Raw genomic sequence first — 20603 nt, 5'->3', positions numbered from 1 at the left:
ACCTCAAGATCCTCAATCGCATGGGCTGGCGGCGCTCCTCGCTATCGCGACGCGTCGCTATTTCTTGTCGTCGCCCTTTTGCTGCTGCTGCTGCGCTTGCGCGGGCCGTTGTGGTTGAACGGGCTGCTGCGGATGAGCCTGGGGCGGCGGTGACTGCGCCTGGTTGGGAGCCGGTGCCGGCGGCGCGGCTTGAGGCCTGGGAGCAGGCGGCGGCGCCGCACGACCTTCCTGTGGTGGACGCGGCGATTGCGGCGGTGGCGCTGCCTGTTGAGGCGGCATCTGAGGTGTCGCTTGCGGCGGCCGCGGTGCCGGCGCGGGTGCAGCCTGCGGTCGTTGCGGTTCGGCGGACCTTAGCGGCTGCAGCCCAGGATGCTGCTGCGACGGTGGCGCGGCTTGCTGCTTCGGCAGCTCGGCCGGACGCGGCGGCTGCGGTGCAGGATGCTGCTGCGATGGTGGTGCAGCCTGTTGCTTCGGTGGTTCGGTCGACCGCGGCGGTTGAGACGCGGGCGCAGGGGCAGCCTGCTGACGCTGCGGTTCGCCAGGCCTGGGCGGCTGAGGCGCGGGCTGCTGCTGCGGCGATGGCGTCACCTGCGGCTTCGGCGGTTCACCCGGCTTGGGTGGTTGCGGTGCCGGCTGGGGCTGCGACGGCGCGGCTTGCTGCCGGGGTGGTTCGCCGGGCTTGGCCGGCTCCGTGGCGCCAGGCACCTGTGCCGGAGCGGGAGGACGGGATGCCGGCGGCTCGCCCGGCCTGGAGGCATGGTTTGGCAGCGGTGTCACGGCGCCTTGCACCGCCGGCGGCTCGGCGCCTTGGCGCGGGGCCAGCTTCGGTACGTCGGGCTTGTCGGCTCCGCTTGCCGGAGCACCCGGCGCGGCGGCCGGCGGCGCTGCCGAGAATTTCGGACCAGGGGCGGCGCGCCTGTCGATCGCCGCGGGTCTGGCAAAGGTCGGCATGTCGGCGACCGCTGTCTTTGTCGTCGCGATGTTGGCCGCCGCCCGCGCCTGCGTCTGTGTCCGCGGATCGGCAGGAGACGGCGACAGGGTCGGAGGGACGGCGGCGCCGGGCGCTGGTGTCGCCGAAGGGGCAGCGGCGGCAGGCCGCGTCATCGAGACCGTCGGGGCCGGCGGCGCCGCGACTGGCACCACGGGAACCGTCGCCACCCGGTCCGGAGCAACCCGGAGCGCCGCCCGCGACACCGGCTGCGAGCGGACGAAGGCGGCGGCCGGGACGACGGTCGCGAAGCGCTGGTTCATCAGCCGCAGGTTCTGCGCCGTGATCCCGCCCTCGCGCCACTCGGTGCGCCGCCACCGGTCATCGAGCATGCGATCCTGCACCGCGGCAGAGCGGTTGATCCGCTGGTAGTAATCGCGGTTCGTCGTATAGGCGGGCACGTAGACCTCGCGCGGGCCGAGCGGGAACCAGCCGACCGGTGCGTTGCTGCGATCGGCCAGGGTCGTCGCCAACTCCACGCCGCCGACGAAAGCCACCAGCGCCGGCGCATAGACCGGCCGCGCCTCGCGCTGCGGCGGCACCCACATCCAGCGATTGTTGCGGTTGGCCCAGCGGCCATAGTGGTACGGGGCGAAACCCCATGGCTGATCGTCGATCCACGTCCAGCCCCACGGCTGCTGATAGGCCCAGTGGCCGGTGCGATAGGGCGCCCAGCCGGCGGGCACGGCGCGCGGCACCCAGACCATTCCGTAGCTGCCGTCGTTGACCCAGCTGCCGTAGGCGTTCAGATCCTCGTAGCCCGTGACTCCGGCGGGCATGTACTGGGGCGGCTGGTCGTAGACGACCTGGCGATCGCGCGTGGCCCAGAAGGCGGGCGGCGCCGGTGGCGGCGCGCTGACAGTCCGTAACTGAGGCATGGATGCATCGCCCAGCACCTCGCCGACTTCGCCGGCGCGCACGGCCAGCACCTGGCCATTGAGATCCTCGATCTGCGCGGCGCCGCTGCGCACGCCGAGCCGAGTCGGATCCTCGAGCGAGCCCGCTTCGACATAGTAGTCGCCCTGCTGCAGGAGCGAGATCGTGCCGCGCGGCGTCACGATCTGATAGGGCTGGCTGGCCTCGAGCGAGAAGGTCTTGATGTCGATGCGGCCTTGCGAGAGTCGCATGCGCGTCTGCGTATCGTCGAGGGCCAGCAGGTCGAGCTCGCTCGCGCCTTCCAGGCGGATGCGCGTGCCGGCGAGCGAGACCTCGCCGCGGGCGTTGGGCTCGGTCCAGATCGCATCGCCCGTTGTCAGCGGCGTGTTGACGACGGCCGGCCGCCAAGTGCTCTCCGCATCGTCGTGGAAGGACACTGCGCCGCTGGTGAAAGCGAGGCGTCCGACGCGGGCGGGTGGCTCGCCCTGGGCCAGGGCGGCGCTCGACCAGACGAGGGTGGCGCCGGCGAGTCCCGACATCACGGTGATGGTGGCCCGACGAAAGAGTTCGCCCATTCTTCGGCTCCTGCTAGGCTTCGCTCGCAACTCGTTTGAACGCCGCACCGGATGGCCGGTTCCGGCAGGGGAGGAGTGAAGATGGCTGTGTTGGACCCGCATCGCCTGATCCTGACAGGCGAGAATCCGTTCATTCGCCTCAGTGAAAAGGACGGCGATCCCAATTCGACCGACGCCAGCTTCTGGCGCATCCTGTTCTGCCCGGCCGGTCCGGGCCATGTGCTCTACCTCAAGAGCGAGCTCACGCACGGCGGCTGGCGGATCTTTTCCGACAACATCGCCATGGCGCGCTGGCTGCAGCAGACCGTGCAGGGAATGCTCAATGCCGAGCTCAAGGATCTCACCATTCCGGTGCACGACGCGGCGTTCTCCAAGTCGGGCGATCCGCGCTATTTCTGGACCGAGCATGTCGAGACGCACGACGGCGAGATCTCGCTCACCTGGTACGATATCGGCGAAGGTCTGCTGATCCACACCGAGCCGAACCAGCAGCCCAACCCGCGACCCTACGGCGTTTGCACCGTGCTGGTGCCGGCGCTCGGCACGCGGCTCTCGGTGAATGGCCAGCAGGCGCGCGGCAAGTCGTGGGCCCGCCAGCGCGAAGGCCGGCCGTTCAGCACCTCGGCGCTCGCTTTCTCGGAGAGCTGGACCGAGCCGCGCTGACAATATGAAGACTCCTGGTGAAGGCTATCTTCGACACTAGGGCGGAGTCGGGATACGACGACGACATCGTTCGGCAGTACCATTTCCCCAATCGCTATCTTGCAATCGCGAAGGAAGCGGTTGGGGATTGGATCATCTACCGAGAGCCGCGTCGTTCCGGTGGGCGCTCTGGTTATGTGGCCGTAGCGAAGGTAGATCGCATCGAGCCTGCGCCCGATGCGCCTGGCTTCTCGTATGCGCGGGTGACTGGCTTTCTGCCCTTCGATGTTGTCGTGCCGCTTCGTCGCGAGTCAGGATTCTACGAAAGGCAGTTGTCCTTCGTCGAGAAGCCCTCGCTGCTGGGAGCGAGACTGCAAGGCAAATCCGTTCGTTTGATCTCGAACGAGGAGTTCGCCGACATAGTCCTGGCCGGGCTGACAAGTACGCTCGATCCCAATAACGCAATCCGGTTGGAGCTGGATGGCTCCCACGTCGATCAGGATACAATGACGCTGATAACGGCACCCCACGGCGAGCAGGAGAGGCGCGTCGTAGAGATGCTCGTCAATCGCAAGATTCGTGAAGCAAGCTTTCGAAAGAACGTCATTGACGCTTACGAGAACACATGCGCGGTGACGCGTCTCAAGCTTGTGAACGGTGGAGGCAAGGCTGAAGTTCAGGCAGCGCATATTTGGCCCGTCGGTGAGGGCGGACCCGATGTTGTCCAGAATGGGATTGCGCTTTCGGCCACCGTGCATTGGCTTTTCGATCGTCACCTCATTTCTCTGACCGACGACTATGGCCTGCTGGTTTCCCACAACAAGGTGCCAAGCGAGCTCCGATCCCTCTTCGAGGGACAGCTCAAGCTCATTCACCTTCCCAAGGACCCGTTGAAGCGGCCGCACATCCCCTACGTACAGCGGCATAGGGCCGCCTACGCGGGTTAGCTCGACCGTGGCGCAAACCCCATGGCGCGGGCGAGGTGCGTGTAGCTCGCCCGCCGTATCGCCTCGTCGTGCGTCCAGGTGACGACCGCCATTTCGTCGACGCCGACCCGGTTCTTCAGCTCTTCGATGCGGGCCGCGACGTCAGGGCCCGTGCCGACGAAGGACTCTTGGCGAAAGCGCTCGACACGGCCCTGGTCGTAGGCTTTCAAGGCCTCGGCGGCGGTGTCGGGCGCGTCGAGCGGCACCAGGATGCCGCGGTCGCGATTCATGCGGGAGAGCGCGCGTGACGTGAAGTGGTACTGCGCCTCCTCCATGGTCTCGGCGGCCAGCGCCCAGACGCAGAGGCCGGACCGCGGCTCGGGATGGCGGGCGCTCGGCCGATAGGTGCGCTTGTAGATCTCGATGGCGCGCTCGCCGCCGGCGCCGTCGCTGAAGAACCAGGCGTAGCAGTAGGGCAGGCCGAACAGGGCGGCGACCTGAGCGCCGTAGTCGGAGCTGCCCAGGATCCAGACCTCCGGCGCTGTCGCGGTCAGCGGGAAGGCCTTCACGGCGGCGAAGGGATGGCGCTCGACCAGCGGCTCGCCATGCACCCAGGCGATCAGGTCGCGCACGTCGGCGGGAAAATGCTCCGGCCGCTCGTTGGCTGCCGGGTTGAGCGCGAAGGCGGTGCGCCCGTCGGAACCCGGGGCGCGGCCTAGCCCGAGATCGATTCGTCCGGGTGCGAGGGCGTCGAGCACGCGGAACACCTCGGCTACTTTGAACGGTGCGTAGTGCGGCAGCATGATGCCGGCGCTGCCGATGCGGATACGCTCGGTCGTGGCGGCGATGGCCGCGATCACGATCTCCGGCGCGGTGCCCACGATGGTCGGATGGTTGTGATGCTCCGACACCCAGAACCGCTCGTAGCCCAGGGCCTCGCAATGGCGGGCCAGGGCGACGGTGTTGCGGATCGACTGATCGTGCGGACGGCCGGCAACGGCGATGGACTGATCGAGGAGACTCACAGCTGCCGACTCGACTTTGTTGGAGGAGGGACGTCATGCGCTGGGAGCGCGCCACGGCAGTGGCGCGCTCCCAGCGCATGACGCTCTCTTCCGGCAAGGCTGGCGCCTGTGAATGGCGCGCTGCCAGCGATGAAATCCGCCCCTCAGTCCGGCAGGCCGGTCGTCTGGTACAGATTTACCAGGAGCGGGCTCGGCGTGGTGAGCGGCCCGAAGGCGAACTTGAAGATGCCGGTGATCTCGCCGAAGCGATAGATGTGGCTCAACGCCGTGTCGACGGCGAGGCGGAAGTCGCTGTCGCCGCGGCGCAGCGCCAGCGCGATCGGCTCGACGCTGAGATAGGTCTCGGCCAGCAGCAGGTTGGCCGCCGACTTCTCCTTTCGGAGCAGGAACTGCAGCGTGGCGCGGTCGGCGAAGTAGGCCGCGACCTCGCCCTTCTCGACCGCCTCCAGGCCGTCGTGGTTGGTCTTGACCAGCACGATCTCGGCCTTGAGCTGCGCAGCCGCGAGGCCGCGCCGCAAGGCCTCCTCGGTCGTGGTGCCGGGCAGCACGCCAACCTTCTTGCCGGCCAGGAATTTGAGGTCGCGCGGACCGTCGGGTCGGATCACGAAGCTCGCGCCGTCGATGAAGACGGGCAGGGAGAAGTCGACGAGCTTGCGTCGCGACAGGGTCGCGGTCGAGGCCTCACAGAGGAGATCGGCCTTGTTGTCCTTGATCGCCTCGAAGCGGTTGGTCGTGTTGACCGGCACGTAGGCGACCTTGAGGTCGGGAATATTGAGCTGCTCCTTCAGCTTCGCGGCGATGGCGCGGCAGAGCTCCATCGAATAACCCTGCGGCTCGGCGTTCGGCGGGCTCCCGGGAACGATGTAGGAGAACGGCGGCGCGTCGGCGTCGTAGGCGAGCCGCAGCGTCTTGCTGGCGCGCAGCTCCTCGATCGTCCCGGCGAAAGCTTCACCCGACAGCGCGTCGATCGCGAAGCAGGAGCCGGTGGCCAGCGCCAGCGCCCCGAGCATGCTCGACATCGAACCCATGGCAGCATCCCCCGGCTTGTCGATCCCCTGTGACCGGGAAACAATCCGATATCCCGGTCGTTTGGACCACAGGAATCGCTGGTGAGGAGGCATCGATGGCTCGTCCCAAGTCAGCCCCGCGGACGCGTCGGCCGTCCCGTGTCGTCGGCATCGATCACATCTCGATCCGAGTGTCCGACTACGAGAGATCGAAGGCCTTCTACGGCAGGCTCTTCGAGTTCCTGGGCTTCGAGATCTCCGACGAGTATCCGCAGACCATCGGCTGGACCAACGGCAAGACGCGCTACTGGATCGCTCCGGCCGAGGGCCGCAAGTCCTGCAGGATCGGCGATGTCGGCCTGCACCATTATGCCTTTCAGCTGCGCAACCGCCGCGACGTCGATGCCTTGCAGGCCTTCCTCGAGGGACAGGGCGTGCGCATCGTCGATCCGGCCGGCGAGTACTATGAAGACTACTACGCGGTGTTTTTCCTCGATCCCGACGGCATCAAGCTCGAGGGCATGAAATACGGAGAGCTGACGGCCAAGCGCAAACGCAAGCGGGCGAGGAGGAGCAGCTAACGCCCGGTGGGGTACCGGTCGGCCATCACACCGGTCCGCTCGGGCGCGTCAGGATGAAGATTGCCGCAAGCGCCATGACGCCTGCCTGCAGCAGGATGATCCAGCCGGCGAGCCCGGCAATCACGCTCGCCGCGAGCGTCGCCGCCATGACGATGACGGCCAAGACCTTGACGCGGGTGGCGATGGCTCCGTGAGAGCGCCAATTCTCGATCGGTGGGCCGAGCATCGGATGGCTCACCAGCCAGTCGTGCAGGCGCGGCGAGGAGCGCGCGAAGGCGAAAGCGGCAAGCAGGAGAAAGGGTGTCGTCGGCACCAACGGCAGAATGGCGCCGGCAATGCCGCACGCCGTTGCGACAAGACCGATCACGAACCACAGGGGACGCAATCCCATAGGCTTTATATTTGGTCGAAAGCCCAACAAAGTCCTCATCCTGAGGAGGCCGCCCCTCGAGTTCCTCGGGATAAACTCCGCGACCATTCCGGATCCTGCGTTCGGCCATCAATGAACGGATTTCTGTCGGCCTTCGACCCAAGTGCCTGAAGATACAGGGTAAATTTTAAATCTTGAATTAATTCTGCGAATGACTTGCAATTGTGCGCAAGTGCAGCATATTAGAAACGTTCTAATGTAATAGCGGAGCGTATCATGCTGACTATCGGCGACAAGTTTCCGGCCTTCGATCTCAAGGCGGTGGTGAGCACCGACCCCAAGAGTGCGTTCAAGCAGCTCTCCGACAAGAGCGACGACGGCAAGTGGAAGGTCGTGTTCTTCTGGCCCAAGGATTTCACCTTCGTCTGCCCGACCGAGATCGCGGCCTTCGGCAAGCTCAACAAGGAGTTCGCCGAGCGCGACGCCGTGCTCTACGGCATCTCGACCGATTCGGAGTTCGTGCACCTGGCGTGGCGCCAGAACCATGCCGACCTCAAGGCCCTGCCGTTCCCGATGCTGGCCGACCTCAAGCGCGAGCTGTCGCAGTCGCTCGGCATCCTCGACAAGGGCGAGGGCGTCTGCCTGCGCGCCACCTTCATCGTCGATCCGGAAGGCATCATCCGGTTCGTCTCGGTGAACGATCTGTCGGTCGGCCGCAATCCGCAGGAAGTGCTTCGTGTCCTCGACGCCCTGCAGACCGACGAACTGTGCCCCTGCAACTGGCAGAAGGGCGACGAGGTCCTCAAGGCCGCGTAAGGAGCAAGCCATGTCGATCGACGCCCTGAAGGACCGGCTGCCGGACTACGCGCGCGACCTCAAGCTCAACCTGTCGAGCCTGGCCGCCGAGCAGCTGCTGAACCCGCAGCAGAGGGCCGGCAGCTTCGTCGCCGCCGCTCTCGCGGCCAATCATGCGCCGACCACGCAGGCGGTGGTCGACGCCTTCGCCGCCGAGCTGTCGCCCGAGGCGCTGAACGCCGCAAAGATCGCGGCGTCGCTGATGGCGATGAACAACATCTACTATCGCTTCGTGCACCTCGTGCACGCGGCCGATTACAAGACCCTGCCGGCCAAGCTGCGCATGACGGCGATGGCCAGGCCCGGGGTCGACAAGGTCGATTTCGAGCTGTGGTCGCTGGTGGTCTCGGCCATCAACGGCTGCGGCATGTGCCTGGAGGCGCACGAGAAGGTCTGCCGTGACCATGGCCTCTCGGCCGAGCAGATCCAGGCGGCCGTGCGCATCGCCGCGACGGTCCATGCCGTTGCCCGCACGCTCAGTGCGGAAGAGGCGCTGGCCGTGCCGCTGGCTGCGGCGGCGTAGACCTTGTCGCTGCACGACATGGGGACCACACTCCGCGCCGATTTCTCGTAATCCGAGGAGAAGCCCCATGTTGACCGCAGCCGAGACCAAGCCGAACACGGCGTCGCTTCCTTCCAAGGGCATGCTGATCGACGGCAAGTGGGTCGACAGCGCCTCCGGGGGGCGCATCACCGTCGAGAATCCAGCCAAGCGCAAGCCGATCGGCGAGGTGCCGCGCGCCAACGCCGCCGACGTCGATCGTGCCGTGGCCGCCGCGAGCAAGGCCTATGCGCAATGGCGCAGGGTGGTGCCGCGCGAGCGCGGCAAGGCGCTGCTCAAGATCGCCGAGGCCCTGCAGGCCCGCACCGAGGATATTGCGCGGACCATCGCACTCGAGACCGGCAACGCGCTGCGCACCCAGGCGCGCGGCGAGGCCAACATGACGGCCGACATTTTCCGCTATTTCGGCGGCCTGGCGAGCGAGCTCAAGGGCGAGACCCTGCCGCTCGGCGAGCATGTGCTGTCGTACACGCGGCGCGAGCCGCTGGGCGTGGTCGGCGCCATCATCCCGTGGAACGCGCCGGTCATGCTGGCGGCGCTCAAGATCGCGCCCGCGCTGTGCGCCGGCAACGTCATGGTCATGAAGGCGGCCGAGGATGCGCCGCTCGGCGTGCTGCTGATGGCCGAGATCTGCCAGGAGTTCCTGCCGCCCGGCGTGCTCAACGTGCTGACCGGCTACGGCGAGGAATGCGGTGGACCGCTCGCCAACCATCCCGGTGTCGCCAAGCTCTCCTTCACCGGCTCGACCGAGGTCGGCAAGGTGATCATGCGGGCGGCGGCCGAGCGTATCGTGCCTGTCTCGCTCGAGCTCGGCGGCAAGAGCCCGTCGATCGTCTATCCCGACGCCGACGAGGACTGGGCAGTCGATGGCATCATCGCCGCCATGCGATTCACCCGGCAGAGCCAGAGCTGCACGGCGGGCTCGCGCCTGTTCCTGCACGAGGACATCTTCGATTCCTTCCTGAGCAAGCTCGAGAAGAAGACGACGGCGCTGAAGCTCGGCGACCCGCTCGACGAGGCGACCGACATCGGCACGATCATCAACAACAAGCAGTTCACCAAGGTCTGCAAGTATGTCGACGAAGGCCTGAAGCGTTCGGACGCCAAGCTGGTGTTCGGCGGCCTGCCGCCCAAGACCGGCCCGCTGAGCGAAGGCTACTTCGCCATCCCGACGGTGTTCGCCGACCGCTCGAACGACTGGCGTCTGGCGCGCGAGGAGATTTTCGGTCCGGTGCTGGTGGCGATCCGCTGGAGCGACGAGGCCGAGGCGATCCGCATGGCCAATGACAGTCACTACGGTCTCGCCGCCTACGTCTGGACGCACGACATCGGCGCCGGCCTCAAGACCGCGCACGCCATCGAATCGGGCTGGGTGCAGGTCAACCAGGGCCTCGGCCAGGTGCCGGGCATGTCCTACGGCGGCTTCAAGCAGAGCGGCATCGGCCGCGAGTTCTCGCTCGAGGGCATGCTGGACAGCTTCACCCAGCGCAAGAGCGTGACCGTGAACCTGGAAGTACGGCGCACGTAGTTTGCGATGAAGAGCGCCACTCCCGTGGCACTCTTCATAATGGGCGCCGGCCTTGCCGGCAGAGTCATCCGCTGGGAGCGCGCCACTCCCGTGGCGCTCCTGGGATGTGTGATCAAGGAGAAGAGCGTCACGGGAGTGGCGCGCTCCCAGCGGAAGAACTTCCGGTCAAGTGGAGCGGTGCCTTTTCTCCCCTGTCATCCTGAGCGGAGCAAGGATCTCATCGACGCCAGCTGCAGAGTACATTGCACCGACCGGCGATGAGGTCCTTCGCTTCGCTCAGGACGACGATAAGGCTTGTTCTCGTCTGCGATAGACGGATCGAAGAGTGGATCGATAGCAAGCCTATGGGGATGTACGCCGTTTCTTCTACGCCGGCACCCGGCGATGGTGATCGGTCGCGCCCTGGTAGGCATGCCCGATGCGATACAGCAGTGCTTCCTCGAACGGCCGGCCGACCAGCTGCAGGCCGATCGGCATGCCGTTGGAATCGAAGCCGCAGGGCAACGACAGCGCCGGCACGCCGAGGGTGTTGAAGGGCCGCGTCAGTCCGGTGAATCGGGCCACCATGTCGAGCGTCGCCGGCCCGCCCGAGGCCTCGACGTCGGTCTCCTCGAGCGTCGGGACGGGGAAGGGGATCGCCGGCAGGACGACGGCGTCGACGCCCGCCATCGCCGTGTCGAGGAACTCGCGCACGAAATGGGCGCGCAGGCGCAGCGCATCGATATATTGGGTGGCCGGAATGAAGAAGCCCGCTTCCATGCGGGTCCGCACCTGGTTGGCGTAGGGCGCGTCGGTTTCCATCCACGGCCGATGCATGGCGGCGGCCTCGCATTTCACCATCACCTCGGCGGAGCGGTAGAGGTCGGTGAAGTCCGGCATCCGGGCCGGCAGGATTGCCGCCCCGAGCTGGCCCAGCGCGTCGGCTGCGGCCTGCATCGCGGCGCCGATCTGGGGATCGACCGGGGTCAGTGCCTCGGGGAGCGCCAGGCCGATCTTCAGCCCGGCGACGCCGCCCTCGAGTGTGGCCTCGTAATCCGGCACCGGCTTCTCGCTGGTCGTCGAATCGTTCGGATCGTGGCCGGCGATGACGCCGAGGATGCGCGCGTTGTCGCGCACGGTGCGGGTGAGCGGGCCGACATGGTCGAGGCTCCACGAGCGGGCCACCGCGCCGGCGCGGCTGACGCGGCCGTAGGTCGCCTTCATGCCGACCACACCGCAGGCGGAGGCGGGCAGGCGGATCGATCCGCCGGTATCGGAGCCGAGCGCGCCGTAGACCATGCGGGCGGCGACCGAGGCGCCCGAGCCGCTCGAGCTGCCGCCGGTGACGCGCGTGCCGTCCCAGGGGTTGCGGCAATGCCCGTGATGGACGTTGTGGCCGGTCGGCCCGGCGGCGAACTCCGCCATGTTCAGAAAGCCCAGCTCGACCACGCCCGCGGCATCGAGCCGCTCGAGCACGGTCGCTGTCACCGGTGCGGTCCAGTGGCGCCGGATCTCGCTGCCGCCGGTCGAGAGCTCGCCCCCGCGGTAGTACATGTCCTTGTGCGCCATCGGCACGCCGTGCAGGCGGCCGCGCCGCTTGCCCGCGGCGAGCTCCTTGTCCATGGCGTGCGCCTGCGCCAACGCCTTGTCAGCCTCAAGGCGGAGGAAGGCGTTGGTGCGCGGCTGCCACGCCTCGATGCGGCGCAGACAGGCTTCGGTCGCCTGGACGGATGTGACCTTGCGGTCGCCGATGGCGTCGCCGATCTCGCTGAGATCGCTGAGCGCGAGATCTTCGTTGATCATTTGGCTTCCCGCGACATCAGGCTGGCGAAGGCGGCGGGCTCGTCGTCGAACGTGAGGCGCCCGGCCGCGGCCTTGCGCACCGCGTTGTTCAGAATCTCGACCTCGGCGGCGATTTCGGCCAGCCGTTTTTCGTCGTAGCCAAGACCTTGCAGATGCCGGGCGATCCCGGCGGCAAGGCGGGTCTTCTCGTCCATCGAACTTCCTCCTTAGGGCCTGTGACAAAATTAATACTTCAGATTCCGATGCCGACACGTAGTGCGCGCAACAAAGATCCTGTCATCCCAAGCGCAGCGAGGGACCTTTCCGGCTGTCTCAAAGGTCCCTCGCTGCGCTCGGGATGACACCAGTGCCGAAAATTTCAACTCGTTGATTGAAGCGCTTGATTCATCACAGACCCTAGGCGGCGAGGCGCAGCTGGCGATTGCCGAGCCGCGCCTGGTCCTCCTCATTGAATGTCATGATCTTGCGAGCCTTCTGATCGAACTTCATGCCGACCGCTTCGGCGCATGCGGCGAGCGTCCCGGTCTCCACCTCGAACAGGAAGTGCATGAAGGTCAGCACCTTGTCGGTGAACGCGGCAAGCCCGCTCATCACGACGATCAGGTCTCCGGCCCGCAGGGCATGCCGGTAGCGATTCAGCATCTCGACCACGACGGTGCCTTCCTGGCGATCCTGCATGGCGGAGCGATCGAAACCGAGATGGTTCCACAGGAATGCCGCGCCATCGGAGTAGCGGCCGAACTGGTGATGCGGAAGCAGCTCGCCGCGCTCGTCGCATTCAGCTGGCGCGATCGCAGCGCGGCCGATCTCGATCAGCCCGACGCGCCGTGCGTCGGCGAGCGCGATGTCGGGAAGGGCACGCTTGCCGACGCTGCGCGGGCGCGCAATGTCGGGCAGGGGCAGGCAGGCCGCTTGGCTGCGCGCCCTGAAGGAGGCCGGCCACGGCTTGTTGCAGACGATGCGTCGACTGAGCGTCGCTGCGATCCTGTGGTCGGCCGGATTGCGGATCTCGTGGTAGGCAAGCAGATCGCGCTCGCCGATCTCGACTGGTGCCGAACGGACCTCGACCGTATCGATGATGCGGAACTCGCGCAGGTAGCGGACGTGATCCTCCGCAACACCGACCACCAGACCGGCATGGCGCTGCGCGCGCGGCCCAAGCCCCAGGCCGGCCATCAGATGGGCCGAAGCCTCGTGGCCGAATTCGGTGTAGTATTGGACATTCAAATGGTCGTTCTCGTCGCACTGCCAAGTGTTGACGGCGGTGCTGAAAGTCGGGATCAGGCCGGGACTCGACACGCCAAACGCTCTCTGCAATCTGTGGATGGTTGATCCAAATGGCCCAAAAAGCCCCAAAAATCGACATTTTTCGTCCATTGGGGACTTGCGGCCCGCGGATTCGTGGATAAACCTATTTTCCGCCAGCGCTGCCCTGGGGCGTCAGGAAGACACTGGCGAAACTAAAAAGTGCAAGGACCCCTCACTATGGCAACCAAGACCACCACCGTTCCGACCATTCCTCTTTCCAAGGTCGCGGCCGAACTGGCTGACAAGACCGGCATGACCAAGAAAGATGCCACTGGCGCTCTCGACGATTTCGTCGGTCTGGTCGTGAAGCACCTCAAGAAGGGCGCGAAGGTCCGCATCACGGGCCTCGGCATCCTTCAGGTCCGTCACCGTCCGGCGCGCATGGGCCGCAATCCTGCGACTGGCGAGGCGATCAAGATCAAGGCGTCGAAGAAGGTCGCCTTCCGGGTCGCCAAGGATCTCAAGGAAGCGATCTGATCGAATAGTCGTTTCCAAGTGAGAAAACGGGGCGGGTCGCGACGCAAGTCGGGCCCGCTCTTCTTTTGTCGGGCGCATGGAAACATTCCTCGTCCTGAAGGTTCTCGCCCAATGGGCGTTGCCGCCGGCATCGATGGCGGTCGGTCTGGTCATCGCGGGTATTCTGGCCTTGTTGCGCTGGCGCAGGCTGGCCTGGGTGGCCGCTTCGGTCGCCGTTCTCAAGACGCTCGTGCTCGCCTGGCCGCCGGTCTCGGACGCCCTCATCCGGCCGCTTGAGCGCGAAGCGCGCGCCAATGCCAGCGCGCCGGGCTGCTGCTACGACGCGATCGTGGCTTTGGGCGGCGGGATCAATCCGGCGGCGCCGCCCCATACCCTGGAGCCCGATCTCGGCGATGGCGCCGATCGCATCTGGTACGCCGCGCAATTGTTCCATCGGGGCGTCGCGCCGCGCATCATCGTCAGCGGCGGCGGCTTCATGGCCGCAAACAATGGCGGGCCGGCAACGACCGAAGCCGAGGCCATGCGCCGCTTCCTGAAAGATCTCGGCGTGCCCGACAGCGCGATCGTTCCGGAGGACAGGTCGCTCAATACCATCCAGAACATCGAGAACGTGCGCGACATGGTGAAGGGCCGCCGCGTCGCGCTGGTGACGTCGGCCTACCACATGCGCCGCTCGATGGCGCTGGCGCGACGCGTCGGCCTCGACGCCGCGCCCTTTCCCACCGACTTCCACGCGCCGGAACAGGCGCGGCCCTGGTGGGAGAACTGGGCGCCCAACGTCGCCGCGCTCAGCTGGTCGGTGGTCGCCTTGCGCGAGTATATGGCGCTACTGTTCGATCGACGTGGAAGGGAATGACGGCATGACAGGTCGGTCCTGGCGCCTCGGGCGGCGCGCTGCACTCCGCGGCGCCGCGGGCCTTGCTGGCGCCGGTCAATTGCTTGTGCCGATGGCAGGACGGCCGCGCGCCCAAACCCTGGACAAGGTGATCTTCCAGACCGACTGGCGCGCCCAGGCCGAGCATGGCGGCTACTACCAGGCGATTGCTGCCGGCCTCTACCGGCAGGCCGGCATCGACTGCGACCTGCGCCAGGGCGGCCCGAGCCTCAATACCAGCCAGTTGCTGCTGGCCGGCCGCGTCGACATGATCATGTCGAGCAGCTTCGAGGCGTTCACCTACATCCGCGAGGAGGCGCCGTTCTTCACCATCGCCGCGATCTTCCAGAAGGATCCGCAGGTGCTGATCGGTCATCCCGACACCGGCCTCGACGGCTTCGACAAGCTCAAGGGGCGCCCCTTGCTCATCGGCGCCGGCGGCAGGGTGACCTACTGGCCCTTCCTGCGACACAAGTACGGTCTCTCCGACAGCCAGGTCAGGCCCTACAACTTCAACATGGCGCCGTTCCTGGCCGACAGGAACGTGGTGCAGCAAGGCTTCCTGTCGTCCGAGCCCTACTCGATCGCCCAGGCGCTCGGCCGGCCGCCGGTCGTGCTGCTGATCGCCGACGCCGGCTTCAGCGCCTACCAGACCACCATCGCTGTCTCCCGGCGCATGGCGAGCGAGAAGAAGGATCTGGTTAAGCGCTTCGTCGATGCCTCGCTCGAAGGCTGGGCGCAGTATCTCAAGGGTGGTCCGGGAGTCGCGGCGGCGAATGCCCTGATCAAGCAGGCCAATCCCGAGCAGACGGACGACCGCATCGACTACGCCATCAGGGTGCTGAACGAGCGCGGCATCGTGCTGTCTGGCGATGCCCTGCAGGGCGGCATCGGGGCGATGAGCGCCGAGCGATGGAAGAGCTTCTACGAGTCGATGACCGAGGTCGATGTGCTGCCCAGGGGGCTGGACGTCGCGCGCGCCTACTCGCTGGAATTCGTGAACAAGGGAATCGGAAAGCCATAGGAGAGCGATATGCACAAGGTAAGCGAAGAACATGAGATGCTGCGCGATCTCGTCAAGAAGTTCGTGCGCAACGAGTTGATGCCGCTCGAGAAGAATATTCTCGATCGATTCGCGTCAGGCCAGCCGGCGGCTCTCTCCGACGAGGAGAATGCGCGGCTGTTCAAGCAGTGCAAGGAGCTCGGGCTATGGGCGCTCGACGTTCCCGAGGAGGCAGGCGGCGCCAACCTGCCGGCGGTCGCCCTGGTCGGCGTCAACGAGGAGCTGGGCTACACGGCCGTACCGTTCACCTTCCCGCCCGACTCGCCCAACCTGCACATGCTGCTGGCGACAGCCAATCCCGAGCAGCGCAAAAAGTACCTGGAGCCCTACGCCGCCGGGGAGACGACCTCGGCCATCGCCATCTCCGAACCTGGCGCGGGGGGCGACCCGGCCGGCATGAAGACGCGCGCGGTCAAGGACGGCAACGACTGGGTGATCAACGGTCGCAAGATCTGGATCAGCCGCATCGCCAAGGCCGACTTCACCATTGCCATGGCGGTGACCGATCCGGAGAAGGGATCGCGCGGCGGCATCACGGCTTTCCTGGTCGACAAGGGCACGCCGGGCCTGATCGTGGCGCGGGCCATTCCCATGCTGGCCGGCCAGCGCACCTACGAGGTGGTGTTCGAGGATTGCCGCGTCCCCGACACGCAGGTGCTGGGCCGCATCGGCGCCGGCTTCGCGCCCATGCAGCTCCGCCTCACGGTGCGCCGCCTGCAGATGGGCTCGTGGTGCGTCGGCATGGCGCAGCGCGCGCTCGACATGCTGGTCGAGCACGCCAACCAGCGCGTCACGTTCGGCCAGAAGCTCGCCGACCGCCAGGCCATCCAGTGGTGGATCGCCGACGCCGCGACCAAGCTGCACGCCTGTCGCCTGATGGTGATGGATGCCGCCGTCAAGCAGGATGACGGCCGCGACGTGCGCATGGAAGCCTCGATGATCAAGGTCTTCGCCACCGAGATGGCGACCGAGGTGATCGATCATGCCCAGCAGGCGTTCGGCGCCATGGGCGTCACCCAGGAGCTGCCGCTCAGCTGGCTGGCGCAGAAGGTGCGCACCATGCGCGTCTACGAAGGCCCCTCCGAGGTCCATCGCATGGTGATCGCGCGGCGCGTGCTGGGCGGTCGTTGACAGGCAGGCGGAGCGGGGCGGATCATCTCTCCGTGGCCAGGTTCGGCGTTACCAGACGAGGGATCGCATGACTTACACGCTCGACGTCTTCATCAAGGATGCGCAGGCCGCGCTGCACGAGACCAGCGGTCCAGCCGGACGCGAGAAGGTGCGCGTCCTCCTGGAGAATCTCCTGGCCAACCCGGCCTTCGTCGACGACGCGGTCGGGCCGGCGGCGCCGACCGGCACGCGCAAGCTCTACGAGGACAAGGAGCTCGGCTTCGTGGTGCTCGCGCACTGCAATCCAAAGCCGCACAAGAGCCCGCCGCACGACCACGGCAGCTCGTGGGCGGTGTACGGCCAAGCCATCAAGTACACCGACATGAGCGAGTTCCGGCGGGTCGATGGCGGCAACGGCGCCGGCGATGCCAGGCTCGAGCAGGTCAAGGCCTACCGCCTTGAGCCCGGCCGTGCCGGTGTCTACGACGTCGGCGCCATCCATGCCATCGACTATCCCGAAGGCAGCCGCTTCGTGCGCGTGACGGGGCGCGACCTCGACCATGTGCAGCGGCTGAAGTTCGACACCGCCGCCGGCAAGGCCATCACGATCGAAAGCGCGACGACGAACGCCGGGTGAGACTCACGTTCCTCCCCCACGCCTTGCGTGGGGGAGGTGTCCGCGTCTTCGCGGACGGAGGGGTCATAGGCCCCCTCACGTGACTCATGACCCCTCCGTCGCCGCAGGACGGCGACACCTCCCCAGCGAAGCTGGGGAGGAGATCTAACGCTCCTGCGGCAGGATCGGCCGCGGGACAAACCCGCCGCCGCAGTTGGGGCAGACGTTGCCGAGCACCGTGTCGACGCACTCGGCGCAGAACGTGCACTCGTAGCTGCAGCTCCGCGCCTCCACCGCCTGAGGCGGCAGCGGCCTGGCGCAGTGCTCGCAGCCGGGACGCAGCTCCAGCATCATTGCATCCGCGCCGCGGCTTCCTTGTTCGCTTTGCCGCGGCTCGCCAGCAGCGGCGCGAGGCGTTCGCGCAGGCGCGCCACGCGCTCAGCGCCGGCCTTCTCCGGGCTGCCCGAATCGAAGGGCGGCTGCGGGTCGTACTCGAGCACGAGCTGGATCGACTTGGCGATCTCCTCGCCGGCCAGCTCGGCCGCGACGGTGAGACCGAAATCGATGCCCGCCGTGACGCCGCCGCCCGAGATGCGGTTGCGATCGCGCACGACACGCTCGGCGACCGGGATGGCGCCGAAATCCTTGAGCATGTCGCGCCACGCCCAGTGACAGGCCGAGCGGTAGCCTTTGAGCAGGCCCGCCGCGCCCAGCACCAGCGAACCGGTGCACACCGAGGTGACGTAGCGCGCGCCGGCGGCCTGCTTGCGCAGGAAGTCGAGCGTCTCGGGATCGGTCATCAGCTCGACCTGGCCGCCGCCGCCCGGCACGCAGATCACGTCGAGGTCGGGGCAATCGGCAAAGGTCGTGGTCGGGACGATGGAGAAGCCGGCGTCGGTCGGCACGGGATCGCGCGTCTTCCAGATCATGTGCAGGGTGGCGCCCGGAACCCGCGACAGGACCTGGGCGGGCCCGGTCGCATCGAGCTGGGTGACGTTGGGATAGAGCAGGATGCCGATGTCGATTGGCGTGGCCATTGTGTCGTCTCCGGTGGTTGCGCGGGGCATTCGCATATGGGCGCTCTCTCATTCTCCTCCCCAGCGAAGCTGGGGAGGAGAATGAAAAGGCGCTGTCGGGGACGATGTAGCGGCGTCGCCTGCTGGCAGAAATGACAAATAATGGCTATTTTCTGCCAATGACCAGACCGCACCGCCTGTACCTCCTCGCCTACGAGGGCTGCCAGCTGCTCGACGTTACTGGTCCGGCCGCCGTGTTCGGCGCCGCCAACGAGGCCACCGACCGCCCGGCGTACGATTTGCGCATCGTGTCGGCCGATGGCGGGCTGGTGAGATCGAACTGCGGCGTGGCGCTCGACAGCCGGAAGATCGGCGGTCAGCCCGATACGCTGCTGGTCGCCGGCGGCTCGCGCGGCCTGAAGACGGCGATGACACGCCCCGACCTGCGACGCTGGCTGCGCCGGATGGCGCCGAAGGCCGAGCGATTCGGCTCGGTGTGCACCGGCGCCTTCGTGCTGGCGGCGGCGGGCCTGCTCGACGGCCGGCGGGTGGCGACGCACTGGGCGAGCTGCGAGCGGCTCGCGCGAGGGTTTCCCGCCCTCGAAGTCGACGCGGAGTCGCTCTACGTCGTCGACGGCAAGATCTGGACCTCGGCCGGCGTGACGACCGGCATCGACATGGCGCTGGCGCTGGTCGAGGCGGATCTCGGACCCGCGCTCGCCAACCTGATCGCGCGCCATTTCGTTCTCTATGCCCGACGACCCGGCTATCAGTCGCAGTTCAGTCCGCTCCTGCAGGCGCAGACGGAAGCGGAAGCGCCGTTCGCTGACCTGATCGACTGGATGCAGGCGCATCTCGACCACAGGCTCGACGTGCCGGAACTGGCGGCGCGCGCCGGCCTGTCGGAGCGAAGCTTCTATCGCAAGTTCACCGAGGCGACCGGCAAGACGCCGGCGCACTTCGTCGAGGGCCTGCGCCTCGACGCCGCCCGCACGCTGCTCGCCGGCGACCTGCCGCTCAAGGCCATCGCCGGCAAGGTGGGGCTGTCGTCGCCCGCCCGCTTCGGCCAGGCATTCGAGCGCCGCTTCGGCATGGCGCCGTCGCTGTTCCGGCAGATGCATGGGTGGCGAATTCGTTGACAAGTCAATCAGATGGCGTCAGCATTTTCCCGACCGGTCGCGCAGACGACCGAAGGGAGGATCGCGATGTTCCTGCGCAATTGCTGGTACGTGGCCGGCTGGAGCCATCAATTTGCCAGGGACGCGCTGGTCGCCCGCACCATGCTGGCCGAGCCGATCGTGCTCTATCGGAAGGCGGACGGCGTGGTCGTCGCCCTCGAGGATCGCTGCTGCCACCGGCTGGCGCCGCTGTCGCGCGGCCGGCTGGAAGGCGATGATCTGCGCTGCCTGTACCACGGCCTGAAGTTCGCGCCGTCCGGCAAGTGCATCGAGATTCCGGGCCAGCCCTTCATCCCCGGCCGCGCCGGCGTGCGCACCTATCCGGTGGTGGAGCGCGATTGCTGGGTCTGGCTGTGGATGGGCGATCCGGCATTGGCCGATCCGGCACTGATCCCGTCTGCCCTGGGGCACGACGACGCCTGGATCATGCGCACCGGCGAACTCGCCTACGACGCGAACTACGAGCTCATCAACGACAATCTCCTCGATCTCACCCATCTCAGCTACGTGCATGCCAAGACGCTGGGCCGCGGCAGCATGTCGTGGGGCAACAGCCGGCCGGGCACGACGCGTCTCGAGCGCGGCCTCAGGATCGCACGCTGGGTCGTCGACAATCCGGTGGCGCCCTATATCGGCGAGCCGCCCGGCACCCGCACCGACAGCTGGCAGTCCTACGACTACATGGTGCCCGGGGTCTTCCTGCTCACCAGCCAGTTCTATCGGCCGGGCACGGCCGCCGCCTGCAACAACGAGGCACCGGACCAGTCGCACACGCCGTTCTGGACCTCGTTGACCAGCCAGGCGATCACGCCCGTCGCGGAAAAGCAGTCGATCTACTACTTCTCCAGCTGCCTCGACCGGGCGCGCGCCAACGATCAGCAGGCCGACGCCCAGATCGACCTGTTCCGCCGCGCCTTCGACGAGGACAACGCCATGATCGAGGCGCAACAGCGCGTCATCGATCTCACGCCGCAACTGCGCATGCTGGCGACGTCGGCCGACGGCCCGCTGACCCAGTTCAGGCAATTGATGGCCGACCTGATCGACAAGGAGCGAAGCCCCGCGGCCGACGCGCTGCGCCAGTCGGCGTGATTGATCTCATGTTCCTCTCCAGCTTCGCTGGGGAGACCCCCAGCACGCCGGCGCGCACCACGATGCTGAGAAAATCGGGGCGGGGCCCGCCCCGATTTTCATAGGAGGTGTCGCCGTCTAAGGGCTTTTGGCCGCTCTGCGGCCAAAATGCC

The 20603-nt window shown here is 66.9% G+C and carries 21 protein-coding genes and 1 pseudogene; 13 read left to right on the top strand and 9 right to left on the bottom strand.

Translation table 11 applies throughout. The features are described 5' to 3' along the window. Positions 1–57: 57 nt before the first annotated feature. Positions 58–2439: a DUF6600 domain-containing protein gene (locus tag ACILR9_RS33350; protein ID WP_395714305.1), complete on the bottom strand. Its 2382-nt coding sequence runs from the start codon at positions 2437–2439 to the stop codon at positions 58–60. 81 nt (positions 2440–2520) lie between these two features. On the opposite strand from ACILR9_RS33350, the gene ACILR9_RS33345 reads away from it, so the two are divergent. Further along, positions 2521–3102, top strand: coding sequence for a hypothetical protein (locus tag ACILR9_RS33345; protein WP_395714304.1), 582 nt, complete (start codon positions 2521–2523; stop codon positions 3100–3102). 17 nt (positions 3103–3119) lie between these two features. Next, positions 3120–4028: an HNH endonuclease gene (locus ACILR9_RS33340; RefSeq protein WP_395714303.1), complete on the top strand. Its 909-nt coding sequence runs from the start codon at positions 3120–3122 to the stop codon at positions 4026–4028. Here ACILR9_RS33340 and ACILR9_RS33335 read toward each other — a convergent pair. Together ACILR9_RS33335 and ACILR9_RS33330 are read right to left on the bottom strand one after the other, a co-directional pair. Next, entirely contained in the window at positions 4025–5032 is a 1008-nt protein-coding gene (locus tag ACILR9_RS33335) for an LLM class flavin-dependent oxidoreductase (RefSeq protein WP_395714302.1), read from the bottom strand. The genes ACILR9_RS33340 and ACILR9_RS33335 overlap by 4 nt on opposite strands. 143 nt (positions 5033–5175) lie before the next feature. Beyond that, positions 5176–6060 (bottom strand): amino acid ABC transporter substrate-binding protein, encoded by an 885-nt coding sequence (locus ACILR9_RS33330; protein WP_395714301.1) that lies wholly within the window; start codon positions 6058–6060, stop codon positions 5176–5178. A 95-nt stretch (positions 6061–6155) separates the two neighbouring features. Here ACILR9_RS33330 and ACILR9_RS33325 point away from each other — a divergent pair, with 95 nt between their 5' ends. Continuing rightward, positions 6156–6620: a VOC family protein gene (locus tag ACILR9_RS33325; RefSeq protein WP_395714300.1), complete on the top strand. Its 465-nt coding sequence runs from the start codon at positions 6156–6158 to the stop codon at positions 6618–6620. 25 nt (positions 6621–6645) lie between these two features. Here the strand turns inward: ACILR9_RS33325 and ACILR9_RS33320 are convergent, their stop codons facing one another. Then, on the bottom strand, positions 6646–7011 hold the full coding sequence (locus tag ACILR9_RS33320; RefSeq protein ID WP_395714299.1) for a YbaN family protein: 366 nt from the start codon (positions 7009–7011) through the stop codon (positions 6646–6648). A gap of 255 nt (positions 7012–7266) precedes the next feature. Between ACILR9_RS33320 and ACILR9_RS33315 the strand changes: the two genes are divergently transcribed. The 3 genes from ACILR9_RS33315 to ACILR9_RS33305 all read left to right on the top strand — a co-directional run bounded on the left by ACILR9_RS33315 (position 7267) and on the right by ACILR9_RS33305 (position 9935). Further along, complete coding sequence (locus tag ACILR9_RS33315) at positions 7267–7806, top strand: peroxiredoxin (protein ID WP_395714298.1); 540 nt, start codon at positions 7267–7269, stop codon at positions 7804–7806. 10 nt (positions 7807–7816) lie between these two features. Next, positions 7817–8368 carry a carboxymuconolactone decarboxylase family protein gene (locus ACILR9_RS33310; protein ID WP_395714297.1) on the top strand — a complete coding sequence of 184 codons (552 nt, stop codon included), beginning with the start codon at positions 7817–7819 and terminating at the stop codon, positions 8366–8368. A gap of 67 nt (positions 8369–8435) precedes the next feature. Further along, positions 8436–9935, top strand: coding sequence for an aldehyde dehydrogenase family protein (locus ACILR9_RS33305; protein ID WP_395714296.1), 1500 nt, complete (start codon positions 8436–8438; stop codon positions 9933–9935). A gap of 366 nt (positions 9936–10301) precedes the next feature. Here ACILR9_RS33305 and ACILR9_RS33300 read toward each other — a convergent pair whose 3' ends face one another. From ACILR9_RS33300 to ACILR9_RS33290, 3 genes are all read right to left on the bottom strand, one after another. Beyond that, the gene (locus ACILR9_RS33300; protein ID WP_395714295.1) at positions 10302–11717 is read right to left on the bottom strand and encodes an amidase; all 1416 of its coding nucleotides are present in this window, start codon (positions 11715–11717) and stop codon (positions 10302–10304) included. Then, positions 11714–11911: a hypothetical protein gene (locus tag ACILR9_RS33295; RefSeq protein ID WP_395714294.1), complete on the bottom strand. Its 198-nt coding sequence runs from the start codon at positions 11909–11911 to the stop codon at positions 11714–11716. Before ACILR9_RS33295 ends, ACILR9_RS33300 begins: the two co-directional genes overlap by 4 nt. Before the next feature lie 202 nt (positions 11912–12113). Further along, complete coding sequence (locus tag ACILR9_RS33290) at positions 12114–13016, bottom strand: thioesterase family protein (protein ID WP_395714293.1); 903 nt, start codon at positions 13014–13016, stop codon at positions 12114–12116. Between the two features lie 186 nt (positions 13017–13202). Between ACILR9_RS33290 and ACILR9_RS33285 the strand changes: the two genes are divergently transcribed. The 5 genes from ACILR9_RS33285 (at position 13203) to ACILR9_RS33265 (ending at position 17186) form a co-directional block, all read left to right on the top strand. Next, on the top strand, positions 13203–13502 hold the full coding sequence (locus ACILR9_RS33285) for an HU family DNA-binding protein (protein ID WP_395714292.1): 300 nt from the start codon (positions 13203–13205) through the stop codon (positions 13500–13502). 76 nt (positions 13503–13578) lie between these two features. After that, entirely contained in the window at positions 13579–14358 is a 780-nt protein-coding gene (locus tag ACILR9_RS33280) for a YdcF family protein (protein WP_395714291.1), read from the top strand. 91 nt (positions 14359–14449) lie between these two features. Further along, on the top strand, positions 14450–15400 hold the full coding sequence (locus ACILR9_RS33275) for an ABC transporter substrate-binding protein (RefSeq protein ID WP_395714290.1): 951 nt from the start codon (positions 14450–14452) through the stop codon (positions 15398–15400). Between the two features lie 9 nt (positions 15401–15409). Next, complete coding sequence (locus ACILR9_RS33270; protein WP_395714289.1) at positions 15410–16570, top strand: acyl-CoA dehydrogenase family protein; 1161 nt, start codon at positions 15410–15412, stop codon at positions 16568–16570. 67 nt (positions 16571–16637) lie between these two features. After that, on the top strand, positions 16638–17186 hold the full coding sequence (locus ACILR9_RS33265) for a hypothetical protein (protein WP_395714288.1): 549 nt from the start codon (positions 16638–16640) through the stop codon (positions 17184–17186). A 156-nt stretch (positions 17187–17342) separates the two neighbouring features. On the opposite strand, the pseudogene ACILR9_RS33260 reads toward ACILR9_RS33265, so the two are convergent. Together ACILR9_RS33260 and ACILR9_RS33255 are read right to left on the bottom strand one after the other, a co-directional pair. Next, positions 17343–17516, bottom strand: a pseudogene (locus tag ACILR9_RS33260) (DUF1272 domain-containing protein); the annotation flags it as partial. Beyond that, a complete protein-coding gene (locus tag ACILR9_RS33255; protein WP_395714287.1) occupies positions 17516–18202 on the bottom strand; it encodes a DJ-1/PfpI family protein in 687 nt (228 codons plus the stop codon). The pseudogene ACILR9_RS33260 and the gene ACILR9_RS33255, both read right to left, overlap by 1 nt. Positions 18203–18360: 158 nt before the next feature. Here ACILR9_RS33255 and ACILR9_RS33250 point away from each other — a divergent pair, with 158 nt between their 5' ends. Both ACILR9_RS33250 and ACILR9_RS33245 read left to right on the top strand, forming a co-directional pair. Next, positions 18361–19320: a GlxA family transcriptional regulator gene (locus ACILR9_RS33250; RefSeq protein WP_395714286.1), complete on the top strand. Its 960-nt coding sequence runs from the start codon at positions 18361–18363 to the stop codon at positions 19318–19320. A 66-nt stretch (positions 19321–19386) separates the two neighbouring features. After that, a complete protein-coding gene (locus tag ACILR9_RS33245; RefSeq protein WP_395714285.1) occupies positions 19387–20451 on the top strand; it encodes a Rieske 2Fe-2S domain-containing protein in 1065 nt (354 codons plus the stop codon). Positions 20452–20603: the final 152 nt, after the last annotated feature.

Origin of the sequence: Reyranella sp. (assembly GCF_044224635.1) — a bacterium.
Classification (GTDB): domain Bacteria; phylum Pseudomonadota; class Alphaproteobacteria; order Reyranellales; family Reyranellaceae; genus Reyranella.
Note: the sequence above shows the minus strand (reverse complement) of the source record. Positions and strands in the feature narration are given on the sequence as shown.